Here is a 12,675-nt window from a genome sequence, read left to right on the forward strand (position 1 = left end):
CATTCCGGTCCAGCAGGAAACCCTCATGACTCATCTGACATTGCAGGCCGTGACCAAACGCTTTAACGCCGCATACGCCGTCGACCACGTCGATCTGAGCGTGCCGGACGGCAAGCTGGTCTGCTTCCTCGGCCCATCCGGTTGCGGCAAGACGACCCTGTTGCGGATGATCGCCGGGTTGGAAACGCCCAATTCCGGCAGCGTGAACTTCGCCGGCCGCGACATCACCCATCTGCCGGCGAACCGGCGCGACTTCGGCATGGTGTTCCAGTCGCTCGCGCTGTTTCCGCATATGACCGTGGCGCAGAACATTGCCTACCCGCTGCGCCTGCGCAACATCGGCAAGACTGCGCAAAGCCGGCGCATCGCGGAACTGCTCGAACTGATCCAGTTACCGCACATGGCAAACCGGCCGGTGACACAGCTCTCCGGCGGTCAGCGCCAGCGCGTGGCGATCGCCCGGGCGATTGCGTCGTCGCCGAAACTGCTGTTGCTCGACGAGCCGCTCTCCGCACTCGACGCCAAACTGCGCGAGGCCATGCAGGTGGAGATCCGCCTGCTGCAACAGCGCCTCGGCATTACGACGATCATGGTCACTCACGACCAGCGTGAAGCGATGACCATGGCCGATGAAATCGTCGTGATGGAAAAAGGCCGCATTGCCCAGGTCGGCAAGCCGCTCGACATCTATCGCGATCCGGTCAACGAGTTCGTCGCGGACTTTATCGGCCTCGGCAATATCCTGCCGGTGAGCTACGACGGCCAAGGCCGCGCGAGCTTGCCGGGCGGCCGGCAGATCGTCGTCACGCAGCCTGCGCGGATGCCGGCATCCGGTGCGGACATCCGTCTGCTGATCCGTCCTGAGGACGTCTGCGTCAGGATTGGCCAGGCTGAGGCCGGCCAGCACGAAAACCGTCTGAGCGGCACGGTCACCTTCATCCGCGACGTCGGCGCCTCGCTCGAAGCGACCATCGACTGCAGCGGCTTCACGCTTACCGCCGCGACGACGCCGCGCGAGACGCCCGGCCTCGTGCTGGGCATGCCGGTGCTGGCCGAACTGCCGCCGCACGCCTGCAAGCTGATCGCCGCCCGGGCCGTCCACTGAATTCATTCCGAAACGACGTCGCATTGATCCTGCTTTGAGCCCGCTTTGATCCCGCATTGCTCTTATAAATATCCAGATTTTCGACAGAGGAACGACCATGCACACTCCCGACTCACTTGCTCCGCGCTCCCACCGTACCTGGCTTGACCGGGTGGCCGGGAACACCCGGCGTGCTCTCGCGAGCGCCACCGCCACGCTCGCTTGCGCCGTTATGGCCGGACTCTGCGCATTCGCCGCGCCCGCAGCCCACGCCGATGCGCTCGATTCCATCGCCCAGGCGGGCGTCGTGCGGATCGGCGTGTTCGAGGACTACCCGCCGTTCGGCTCGATCGGCCCGGACATGAAGCCGCAAGGCTATGACATCGACGTCGCCAACCTGATCGGCAAAGCGCTCAACGCGAAGGTCGAACTGGTCCAGGTGACCGGCGACAACCGCATGGCCTACCTCGCTGACCACAAGGCCGACATGTTGCTGTCGGTCGGCCAGACCCCGGAACGCGAGAAGGTCATCGATTTCTCGCAACCCTATGCGCCCTACTATCTCGCGGTGTTCGGTCCGAAGAGCCTCGCGGTCAAAAACGCGGGCGACCTCGCCGGCAAGACGATTTCGGTCGCCCGCGGCACGCTGGAGGACCTGAGCGTCACCAAGATCGCACCGCCGAGCGCGACCATCAAAAGATTCGACGATCCTAACGGCGCAATTTCGGCGTTTCTTTCTGGTCAGGTACAGTTGATGGTGGTCGGCAACGACGTGGGGGCGACGATCCTCGCGCGTCATCCGGCCAACGACCCCGAGCAGAAGTTCGCCTTGTTCAGCTCGCCCGATCACGTGGGCCTGAACAAGAACGAGCCGCGCCTGAAGCAGAAAGTCGACGAAACGATTGCCCGCGCCCGCAAAGACGGCACGATGAACGCGATTTCGGAGAAATGGCTGCGGGCGCCGCTACCGGCCGATCTATAACCTTGTTGATCCGGCGCCACGGCGTGGCCCGGATGGAAACTGATTCACGATGAGCGGCAAGTCATGAGTTATGCGTTCGATTTCAGCGGCTTCGGCGTCTATGCCGGCATGCTGGCCCGCGGCGTGGCGGTCACGCTGGGGCTCACTGCGGTGTCTACCGTGCTGGGCGGCCTGGTCGGCATCGGCGGGGCGAGCGTCGCCGTCGCCGGACCGCGCTGGGCGCGCACGCTGCTTGCCGCATACGTCGAGCTGATCCGCAACACGCCGTTTATCGTGCAGTTGTTCTTTGTGTTCTTCGGCCTGCCGAGCCTCGGGATTCATATCGACGAGGTGCAGGCCGCGATTCTCGCGATGACCGTCAATCTCGGCGCTTATGCCATCGAGATCGTGCGTTCCGGCATCGAATCGGTTCCGCGCGGCCAGCTCCAGGCGGCGCAGGCGCTCGGCCTGCACGGGCGCCAGGTGTTCCGCTTCGTCGTGCTGCCGCAGGCGCTGGCGAATGTGTTCCCGGCGCTGCTCAGCCAGGTGCTGATCGTGATGCTCGGTTCCGCGGTGGTGTCGCAGATATCGGTTCCCGATCTGACCTACGCGGCGAACTTCATCCAGTCGCGCAATTTCCGCTCGTTCGAAAGCTATGTGATCATCACCGTGACCTATCTGCTGCTCTCCATCGTGTTGCGCCAGGTGCTCAACTGGCTGGGCCGTGGCCTGTTTGCCGGGCGCATGCCGCATCGGCCCGAGGAGCCGCGCGGTTGGCGCATGTTGCTCGCGTGGCGTGGCCCGCGCACGGTCCCGACGGAGCGCTGATCATGATCGAATTCACACTGTGGGATATCGCCCGCAATCTGCTGCTCGCCGCGCGCTGGACCGTACTGCTGTCGCTGATCGCGTTTGTCTGCGGGGGCCTGGTGGGATTTGCCCTGCTCGCGATGCGCGTTTCGCCGCTGCCGTGGTTGCGGCGCGCGGTGTCGATCTACGTGGAACTGTTCCAGGGCACGCCGTTGCTGATGCAACTGTTTCTGGCGTTTTTCGGCCTGCCTTTGCTAGGTGTGGATGTGTCGCCGTGGACGGCGGCCATCGTCACGCTCACGCTATACACTAGTGCGTATCTGGTCGATATCTGGCGCGGCTGCGTCGAAGCCGTGCCGCGCGGCCAGTGGGCAGCCGGGGCGAGTCTCGGCATGACATTCGGCCAGCAGTTGCGCTATATCGTCTGGCCGCAGGCCAAGAAGATCGCGGTGGCGCCGACGGTCGGCTTTCTGGTGCAGGTCGTGAAAAGCACCGCGCTGACCTCGATTATCGGCTTCACCGAGCTGACCAAGACCGGCACGATGATTACCAACGCCGCGTTCCGGCCGTTTCCTATCTATGGCATGGTCGCGCTGATTTACTTCGCGATGTGCTTTCCGCTCACCTGGTATGCGCGTTCCCTGGAAAAGCGGCAGAAGGTTGGGCAGCATCGGTGACGTCGTAAAGTAAAAGCGGCAACCGCATGAAGCTACGGTTGCCGCCTGTCCTGCCCGCGTTGACTTCAAGCCCCCGGCAGGCCGCCCTGCCGCGCTGCTTTACCAGGCTGCGTTACGTTATCGGGCCGCCTGCGTCGACTTTCTCAGCTTCGCCACCTCGTCCGCACTCACCGCCGGCGCGCCATTATTCCAGCCTGCACGAACGAACGTCAGCACGTCGGCGATCTGCTTGTCGTTCAGCACCGGCGCGTACTTCGGCATCGGATACGGCGCGGGAATGCCCTGAATCACCAGCTCGCCCGTGCCGTTCAACGTCACGTTGATAAGCGACGACGCATCGCGCTCCATGACATTCGGATTGCCCGCCAACGGCGCCAGCATCGGCGCGAAACCCCGGCCATCCACGCCGTGACAATGCATGCAGTACTCGGTGTAGACCCGCGCGCCGGCGTCGTTCGCCGGACGCGTCAGCGACACCCTGGTTGCCTGCGCATCATAGGAATACGGCGGCGCACCTGTGCCGCCCGCGGCGGGCAGCGACTTCAGGTAGGTGGTCATCGCGGCGATATCGATATCGCTCATGGCCTGCGTGCTGTTGTTGATCACGCTGGTCATCGAGCCGAACGCGGATGCGTGCGCATTCGCGCCGGTCTTGAGGAACGCCGCGAGATCCGCCTCCGACCAGCGCCCGAGACCGACGTTATGCTCGCCGGTCAGGTTGGCCGCGAACCAGCCGTCCAGCGCCGCACCCGTCAGATAGGCGCTGCCGCTTTCATCCAGCGCCTTCTCCTGGAACGCAATGCCGCGCGGCGTATGACACGAACCGCAATGGCCGAGACCCTGGATCAGGTACGCCCCGCGATTCCATGCGACGTCCTTGCCCGACTTGTCCTGATAGACGCCCTTGTCGAGGAACACCACGTTCCACAGCTTCAACGGCCAGCGCATGTTGAGCGGCCACGGAATATCGGACTCGCGATTGGCCTGCTGCACCGGCGCCACGCCGTTCATGAAGAACGCGTAGAGCGCCTTCACGTCGTCGTCGTTGACCTTCGCGTACGACGGATACGGCATCGCCGGATACAGGTTGTGCCCGTCTTTGGCCACGCCTTCGCGCAATGCCTTGGCAAAATCCTCCTCCGTATAACGGCCGATACCGGTGTCGGGATCGGGCGTGATGTTGGTGGTGTAGATCTTGCCCATTGGCGTCGTCATCGGCAGACCGCCCGCGAACGGCTTGCCGTGCGGCGCCGAATGGCAGGCCACGCAATCGCCGACCTTCGCCAGATAGGCGCCGCGCTGCACCAGCGCATCATCCGCGGCGTGTGCGCTTGACTGCATCGCCAACGGCAGCGCCAGGCTCAGCGTGACAAGCCGCAGCGCGCCGAGCACCTTCGGTGTCTTGATCATGATCGGTCCTCGCTCAGGCGCTTTGCAGTTGATTGCCGACCGGCAAGCGCCGCAGCCGCTTGCCCGTGGCGGCGTAGATGGCGTTCGCCAAAGCCGGCGCCAAAGCCGCCGTGCCCGGCTCGCCGATCCCACCGGGCGCCTCGGAGCTCTTCACGATATGCACTTCGATGCTGGGCGTCTGGTCGATGCGCAGCATGCGGTAATCGGTGAAATTGTTCTGCTCGACACGGCCGTCCTTGATCGTAATCTCGCTATACAGCGCCGCCGTGATGCCGAAGATGATGCCGCCCTGCACCTGCGCTTCGATGGTGTTCGGATTGACGACCATGCCGCAATCGACCGCGCACACCACGCGCGTCACCGTCACCTCGCCCTGCTCGACGCTCACGTCCGCGACCATCGAAAAGAAGCTGCCGAACGCATGCATGACCGACACGCCGCGTCCTTGCCCTTGCGGCCGGCTGGTGCCGCCCCAGCCGGCTGCGCGGGTGGCCGTATCGAGGACGTTCAGCGCACGCGGCGACTTGCCGAGCAGATCGCGCCGGTATTTCACCGGATCCACCTTGGCCTGCGCCGCCAGTTCGTCGATGAAGCTCTCCACCACGAAGGTGCCGCGGGTCGGTCCGACGCCGCGCCAGAACGCGGTCGGCACCGTGCGCGGTTCCTGACGCACGTAATCGATAAACTGGTTCGGCAAGTCGTATGGCAGGTCGGCCGAGACTTCCACCGCGTCGGGATCGATCCCGTGCTGGAACGCCGGCGGCGCAAAGCGCGCGATGATCGACGAGCCGACGATCCGGTGCTGCCACGCAATCGGCTTGCCGTTCGCGTCGAGTCCCGCCGAGATCTTGTCGTAGTAGTACGGGCGGTACATGTCGTGCTGGATATCTTCCTCCCGCGTCCAGACCACCTTGACCGGCGTGCCCACCTGCTTGCCGATTTTCAGCGCCTGGGCGGCCATGTCGACTTCGAGGCGGCGTCCGAAGCCGCCACCGAGCAGATGGTTGTGCACCGTGATTTTTTCGGCCGGCAGACCGGTGATTTGCACAGCCGCGTCGACAATCCGCGTCGGCACCTGCGTGCCCAGCCAGATATCGCAGCCGTCGGCGCGCACGTGCACCGTGCAGTTGACCGGCTCCATCGTGGCGTGAGCGAGGAACGGTTGCTGATAGACCGCGTCGACGCGCGTCTTGGCATCCGCGAAGCCCTTTGCGACGTCTCCGTCCTTGCGCGCCACGGCACCGGTGCCATGATCCGCCGCGCTGGCGAGCTCGTCGACGATCTGCTTCATCGAGAGATTCGCGCTCGCCCCTTCGTTCCACTTGATATCGAGCGCGGCAAGGCCGCGTTTAGCCGCCCACGTGTGGTCGCCGATCACGGCAACCGCATTGTCGACCTTGACGACCTGGCGCACGCCGGCGATCTTCTTCGCGTTGCTGTCGTCGACGCCGGCGAGCGTGCCGCCGAATACCGGGCACGTCGCAATCGCCGCATAGACCATATCCGGCACCCGCACGTCGAGACCGAACATCGCAGTGCCGTCCACCTTCTCCGGCGAGTCGAGGCGCTTGACTGCCGTGCCGATAAGCTTGAAGTCCTTCGGGTCTTTCAGCGGCACGTTCTGCGGCGCCGGCAGCTTCGCAGCCGCATCGGCCAGTTGGCCGTAACCGATGCTGCGCTGGCTGGCAGCGTGAATCACCTGGCCGGCCTGCGCGTGACAGGTGGCCGGATCGACCTGCCATTGCTGCGCGGCCGCGTTGACGAGCAGCACCCGCGCGGTCGCGCCGGCCTTGCGCATCGGCTCCCATGCGTAACGAATCGAGGTCGAACCACCGGTCAACTGGCCGCCGAGCAACGGGTCCATGAAGCGCTTTTCGTCGGGCGGCGCGTGATCGAGCGTGACGCTCTCGAGCGGCACTTCCAGCTCTTCGGCGATCAGCATCGGGATCGAGGTATAGACGCCCTGGCCCATCTCGACCTTCGGGATCACCAGCGTGACCTTGCCCGCATTGTCGATCTGGATGAAGGCATTCGGCGCAAACACGCCGGCCGGCGCCGGTTCGCTGGCGTCCCCGCCGATCACCGATTTACCCGCCTGGCCCTGCCCCTGGCTTAACGCCGGCACGCTGAAACCGAGCAGCAGGCCGCCGCCCGCGGCCGCGCCTACAGTCGCGCTGAATTTCAGAAACGTGCGGCGCGAGAAACGCGGGCCGTTCGCGCCCGGCGCAGCATCGTTGATACCGTTCGCACCGTTCGCACCATTTTGCGCATCGAGCAATCCTCGCGACATATCAGGCCTCCTTTGCCGCTTGCCTGATGGCCGCGCGAATGCGGTTGTAGGTGCCGCAGCGGCAGATGTTGCCGGCCATGGCGGCGTCGATGTCCGCATCGGTGGGATTGGGGTTCTGCGCCAGCAGCGCGGCGGCCGACATCACCTGCCCCGACTGACAGTAACCGCACTGCACCACGTCGATCTGCCGCCAGGCCTGCTGCACCTTCTTGCCCGCAGGCGTAGCGCCGACCGCTTCGATGGTGGTGATCTTCTTGTCGCCGACGGCCGCCACCGGCAATACGCACGAGCGCACCGCGGCGCCGTCCAGATGCACGGTGCAAGCGCCGCACTGGGCGATGCCGCAGCCGAACTTGGTGCCGCTCAGGCCGACGAGGTCGCGTAGGACCCACAGCAAGGGCATATCGGGCGGCGCGTCGACGGTATGCGTCTGTCCGTTGATGTTGAGCGTTGTCATGGGGGGACTCCGATTGCGGATTATTGTTTGGACGGTTTGTACGACGACATCGAACTAAGCATGCTGCTGCACCGGATCTATTCGGCAAGCCGGTCTAATGCATCGCAACACTGTTCGCGGGTTCGGGTCGGGGACGAGCGCTGGGCTCGTGACGAACCAGCGGCAAGACATGGGGCGAAGAAATTGTAGCGTCGCCTGAGAAAGTTTGTCGGTGAGGTGCCACGAGGTGGAATTTTGCTAGCATGGCCTCATATAGCCTTATCCCCGTCCCCCAAGGAGTCGCGCCATGACCGAACAGCAAGCCGTCCAGTTCCTGTCCGAGGTACGCCGGCCTTTACTGACGCTGCACAAGTCGATTCTCGACCACGAGCGCGCAGCCTATGAGAAGGAATTCGGCCCGGTGACGCCGGCCGCCTTCCTGCAAGTGCTGATTAACGGTTCGGGGTTTCGCTGGCTCACGCCGCTTTCGACGGTGATCGCGAACGTGGATGAAACGCTCGACGACAAGAAGGCCACCGCCGCGGACCGGATCGCCGCCGCCGAGGCCGTGACGGGACTGTTTTCGTCCGGACTGCCCAATAATGCTTTCCTGCCGCGCTACTTGCCCTTGTTGCAGGCAAGCCCGCAGATCCTGCACGAGCATGGGCTGGTTACACAGGTGTTGCGCTCGATAGAGGGCAAGTAGCGGTCAAAAATCACCAGCACATCTAACGATTTTTCCCGATCTTTCCCAAATCGAATACGGCCGTTCGTGCATGCGCATTGCCGCACCAACGGCCGCTCCAATCAGCCTGCGAGGTCTGCGGGCAACTTGCCGCCGTTCGCGGCCAACGCCTGCATCACCTGCTTGTGCAACCAGATGTTCATGCTGGCGGAATCGTTCATGTCGCCGCTGTACTTGAGTTCCTGCGCGAGCTGCTTGCGATGCTCGAGACTGCTGTCGACGCCGAGCGCCTTCAACGTATCGACGATCGAGGTGCGCCAGTTCAACGTCTGACCACTCTCGCTCACGAACTGGTCCATCACGGCCGCGACATCGACGTCCGCCAGCGGCGCGGGCGCGGGTGCGGCATCCGGAGCGGCAGCTTGAGCCGCTGCGGGGTCGGGTGTCGGCTCTGTGGCAGGCGGCGGTTGATCGGGCTTTGCCTTGCCGAACAACTTGTTGACGATGTCACCGAAAATGCTCATTTCGAACTCTCCTTACTGGGCAGATACTGCGGAAGCAGCATGCCGCCGGTCGCGGCATGCATGCGTTCGACATCATAAGCTTGCATGGCGGCAGGGTCGTTGCAGATTTGTGTCAATAATGGTCAAGTCTCCCGTCAACCGGACGCCTCTTTGTCCGAGGCCGGAGCCGCTTCCCATGCAGTTTCCAGCCTGGCTGCGCGCACTCACCCTGCCGCATTCAACTTGCGCCACAGCGTCGTCTTGCTGATCCCCAACGCCTCGCACACCTGATCCCGGTCGCCGTTGAACGCCTCCAGCGCGGCGCGTATCTCGTCCGCTTCCACCCGGCGGCTGCGCTGGCGCAAGGTCAACGCCGCGTCATTGGCTGCCCCTTCTTGCCGCGCGAACAATTCCGGCGCGATCGACTGCAACACCTCGTTCGTCAACGCCGCGTCATCCGAGTAAGCCAGTTCGACGGCGATCCGCTCGATCACGTTCTGCAATTCCCGCACGTTACCCGGCCATGCATGCGCGCTCAGCGCTTCGCCGACCGTCGCGAGCACGCTCGACGCCTCGTCCGCAGTACGAATGCGTGCCGCGAGGCGCGGCTCGCGGCGCGCCGCCTGGCATAGCAACTCGGCCGCCAGCGGCAGAAGATCCGCCAGCCGCTCGCGCAACGGCGGCAACGCGATGTTGAGAATGTTGAGCCGATAGTAGAGATCGGCGCGGAACTCGCCGGCTTCCACCGCCGTCGTCAAGGCACGATGCGTCGCCGCCACGATCCGCACATCGATTCGCGTGGGCTCGGTCGAGCCGAGCCGCACCACTTCGCGTTCCTGCAGCACGCGCAGCAGGCGGCTTTGCAGCGGCAAAGGCATTTCGCCGATCTCATCGAGAAACAGCGTGCCACGGTGTGCCGCTTCGATCAGCCCTGCTTTGCCGCCGCGCCGCGCGCCCGTAAACGCGCCCTCTTCGTAACCGAACAGCTCGCTCTCCAGCAGCGCCTCCGGGAACGCGCCGCAATTGAGCGCGACGAACGGAAAGTCGCGCCGCCCGCTCAGATGATGCAGGCTCTGCGCGACCATCTCCTTGCCGGTCCCGCTCTCGCCGCGAATCAGCACGGTGGCGTCCGACTTCGCATAGCGCTGCACCAGTTGCCGGACCCGTTCGATCGCGGCACAGGTGCCGACCAGATCGTCGAGCCGGTAACGCGCCACGAACTGCTGTGCGCGCTGCCGCGAGCGCAGCGTCCGGTCGAGCCGCTCCACGGCGCGCGACTCCTGAAACGTCAGCACCGTGCCCGTCGTCACGCCGTTGTCGACCAACGGCCCGCGATGCACGACGTAGCTGATGCCGCGCAGGGTTTCCAGCGATTCACCTTCGGCATCCGGGGCGGCGCCCGCCAGATCGGGCGCGAGTTCGAGCAGCGCACGGCCCACCGCCGCAGCGGGTTCGATGCCGAGCACCAGCGCCAGACGCTGATTGATGGCTTCGACGCGGCCCTGGGCGTCGAGCGCGACCACACCGTCGCGCAAGTGCTGCAATACGTTGTCGAGACGATGCCGCCGCACCGCTTCGCCCCAGGTCGCCTGGGCGACTTCAAGCGCGGTATCGAACGCGGCACGCACCGAAGCGCGCGAGTAAAGAAACACTGACTCCATGCCGGCGCGCGTGGCGAGGTCGGTCACGAGACCCGGGCCCACGATGGTCCCCACGCCGCGATCGCGCAAGTCGAGCACGCAGGCCTCCGCGTCCTGCGCCGACTGATACGCCGCGAACACCACGTCGATCCCATAGGCCGCCACGAAGCGGCGCACTTCGGCAGGCGTTTCGCCATAGGTGACGAGCGCCACCGACGACGCATCGCGGCGCGCCCGCGCCAGCGCATGCATGACGTCGAAACCGGTTGGCGCGATCAACACCACGGGCATGTCCACGCGCGCCTTCAGATAGGTGCCGTTCGAGCCGGCCGCGACCACCACGTCGGGACGGTCCTTGCCCGCCGCGGCGATTTCGTTGACGGCGTCTTCATAGCCGCGCGACACCAGCCGCAATTCGGCGCGGCTGTCGTATTCGTCGGCGATATCGCGAAACAGGTCGCGCAGCTTGCTGATGCCGATGGCCCAGACGCGGGGCCGGGAGCCGGGTTCGGAAGGTCGGTTCATGGCTGGCCGCCGGGGCGGCGCTCAAGACGGAAGAACGGCCATTATGAACCCATGGTTTCAGTTATGAAATATGGAATTCCACTTATGAAATCAAAGCGCATGAACCCGATCCCGCAAACGCAAGGTTAATCAACGACTTAACCTCCCGGGTCCACGCTGGCCTGCTCCTTGCACTACAGTGTCCCAATATCACCGGGAGACATACGTGAGCTCAACCAGACAACCCACCAGCGCCGGCGCGAAATTCCGCACGGCAGTCGCAGAAGGACAACCGCTGCAGGTCGTCGGCGCCATCACCGCGTACGCGGCGAAAATGGCCGAGGCCGTCGGCTTCAAGGCGGTTTATCTGTCGGGCGGCGGAGTCGCCGCCAATTCGCTCGGCATCCCCGACCTCGGCATCAGCACCATGGACGACGTGCTGATCGACGCGCGCCGCATCACCGACGCCACCGGCCTGCCGCTGCTGGTCGATATCGACACCGGCTGGGGCGGCGCCTTCAACATCGCGCGCACCGTGCGTTCGTTCATCAAGGCCGGCGTCGCCGCGGTCCACCTCGAAGACCAGGTTGGACAAAAGCGCTGCGGACACCGTCCGGGTAAGGAAGTGGTCGCGAAAGAGGAAATGGTCGACCGTGTGAAGGCGGCCGTCGATGCCCGCACCGACGACCAGTTCGTCATCATGGCGCGCACCGACGCGGCCGCCGCCGAAGGCATCGATGCCGCGATCGACCGTGCGGTGGCCTATGTCGAAGCCGGCGCGGACATGATTTTCCCGGAAGCGATGCAGACGCTCGACGAGTACCGCCGCTTCAAGGCCGCCGTCAAGGTGCCGATCCTCGCGAACCTGACCGAATTCGGCTCGACGCCATTCTTCACCACCACCGAGCTGCGCGAAGCGAATGTCGATATCGCGCTGTACTGCTGCGGCGCGTATCGCGCGATGAACGCGGCGGCGCTCAATTTCTACGAGACGGTCAAGCGCGACGGCACGCAGAAGGCCGCCGTGGAAACCATGCAGACGCGCGCCGATCTGTACAAGTATCTCGGCTATCACGCGTACGAGGAAAAACTCGACGCCCTGTTCGCCGCGCACAAATAATCCCGCATTCAGGAGCAAGAGGACGACACCATGAGCGAAGCAGATAACAGCACGCCGGCAGCAGGCGCATTCAAGCCGAAGAAGTCCGTGGCGCTCTCGGGCGTGACGGCGGGCAACACCGCCCTGTGCACGGTCGGCAAGACCGGCAACGACCTGCATTACCGCGGCTACGACATTCTCGACATCGCCAGCACCTGCGAATTTGAGGAAATCGCCTACCTGCTGGTGCACGAAAAGCTGCCCACCCAGGCCGAACTCAGCGCGTACAAGACGAAGCTGAAGGCGCTGCGCGGCCTGCCCGCCAACGTCAAGGCCGCGCTCGAATGGATTCCGGCCGCCGCCCATCCGATGGACGTGATGCGCACCGGCGTCTCGGTGCTCGGCACCGTGCTGCCCGAGAAGGACGACCACAACCTGCCCGGCGCACGCGACATCGCCGACCGGCTGATGGCCTCGCTTGGCTCGATGCTGCTCTACTGGTACCACTACTCGCACAACGGCAAACGCATCGAGGTCGAAACCGACGACGATTCGATCGGCGGCCATTTCCTGCAC

12 protein-coding genes are annotated in these 12,675 nt (G+C 64.6%); 7 read left to right on the forward strand and 5 right to left on the reverse strand.

From position 1 onward, the window contains the following. Positions 1-25 precede the first annotated feature (25 nt). From AC1ECK_RS28525 to AC1ECK_RS28540, 4 genes are all read left to right on the forward strand, one after another. Entirely contained in the window at positions 26-1,105 is a 1,080-nt protein-coding gene (locus AC1ECK_RS28525) for an ABC transporter ATP-binding protein (protein ID WP_480325177.1), read from the forward strand. Positions 1,106-1,202: 97 nt separating this feature from the next. Further along, a complete protein-coding gene (locus tag AC1ECK_RS28530; RefSeq protein ID WP_480325179.1) occupies positions 1,203-2,066 on the forward strand; it encodes a transporter substrate-binding domain-containing protein in 864 nt (287 codons plus the stop codon). 63 nt (positions 2,067-2,129) lie between these two features. After that, positions 2,130-2,873, forward strand: a complete 744-nt coding sequence (locus AC1ECK_RS28535; RefSeq protein ID WP_480325181.1) for an amino acid ABC transporter permease — start codon at positions 2,130-2,132, stop codon at positions 2,871-2,873. Positions 2,874-2,875: 2 nt separating this feature from the next. After that, positions 2,876-3,532, forward strand: coding sequence for an amino acid ABC transporter permease (locus tag AC1ECK_RS28540; protein WP_480325183.1), 657 nt, complete (start codon positions 2,876-2,878; stop codon positions 3,530-3,532). A gap of 117 nt (positions 3,533-3,649) precedes the next feature. On the opposite strand, the gene AC1ECK_RS28545 is transcribed toward AC1ECK_RS28540, so the two are convergent. The 3 genes from AC1ECK_RS28545 to AC1ECK_RS28555 are packed head-to-tail and all read right to left on the reverse strand — an operon-like array spanning position 3,650 to position 7,689. Beyond that, positions 3,650-4,942, reverse strand: coding sequence for a c-type cytochrome (locus tag AC1ECK_RS28545; protein ID WP_480325185.1), 1,293 nt, complete (start codon positions 4,940-4,942; stop codon positions 3,650-3,652). 13 nt (positions 4,943-4,955) lie between these two features. Beyond that, positions 4,956-7,232: a xanthine dehydrogenase family protein molybdopterin-binding subunit gene (locus tag AC1ECK_RS28550; RefSeq protein WP_480325187.1), complete on the reverse strand. Its 2,277-nt coding sequence runs from the start codon at positions 7,230-7,232 to the stop codon at positions 4,956-4,958. A 1-nt stretch (position 7,233) separates the two neighbouring features. Continuing rightward, the gene (locus AC1ECK_RS28555) at positions 7,234-7,689 is read right to left on the reverse strand and encodes a (2Fe-2S)-binding protein (protein ID WP_480325189.1); all 456 of its coding nucleotides are present in this window, start codon (positions 7,687-7,689) and stop codon (positions 7,234-7,236) included. Between the two features lie 286 nt (positions 7,690-7,975). On the opposite strand from AC1ECK_RS28555, the gene AC1ECK_RS28560 reads away from it, so the two are divergent. After that, positions 7,976-8,374, forward strand: a complete 399-nt coding sequence (locus AC1ECK_RS28560) for a hypothetical protein (RefSeq protein ID WP_480325191.1) — start codon at positions 7,976-7,978, stop codon at positions 8,372-8,374. Positions 8,375-8,475: 101 nt separating this feature from the next. Here AC1ECK_RS28560 and AC1ECK_RS28565 read toward each other — a convergent pair whose 3' ends face one another. Both AC1ECK_RS28565 and prpR read right to left on the reverse strand, forming a co-directional pair. Then, positions 8,476-8,877 carry a DUF3597 domain-containing protein gene (locus AC1ECK_RS28565; RefSeq protein ID WP_480325193.1) on the reverse strand — a complete coding sequence of 134 codons (402 nt, stop codon included), beginning with the start codon at positions 8,875-8,877 and terminating at the stop codon, positions 8,476-8,478. 203 nt (positions 8,878-9,080) lie between these two features. Further along, positions 9,081-11,021, reverse strand: a complete 1,941-nt coding sequence (gene prpR, locus AC1ECK_RS28570; RefSeq protein ID WP_480325195.1) for a propionate catabolism operon regulatory protein PrpR — start codon at positions 11,019-11,021, stop codon at positions 9,081-9,083. A gap of 205 nt (positions 11,022-11,226) precedes the next feature. Here prpR and prpB point away from each other — a divergent pair, with 205 nt between their 5' ends. Further along, a complete protein-coding gene (prpB, locus tag AC1ECK_RS28575; protein WP_480325197.1) occupies positions 11,227-12,120 on the forward strand; it encodes a methylisocitrate lyase in 894 nt (297 codons plus the stop codon). 30 nt (positions 12,121-12,150) lie between these two features. After that, positions 12,151-12,675 (forward strand): citrate/2-methylcitrate synthase (locus AC1ECK_RS28580; protein ID WP_480325199.1); only part of this gene is annotated, 525 nt, incomplete at its 3' end.

This window comes from Paraburkholderia sp. SSBN10T (genome assembly GCF_056619545.1).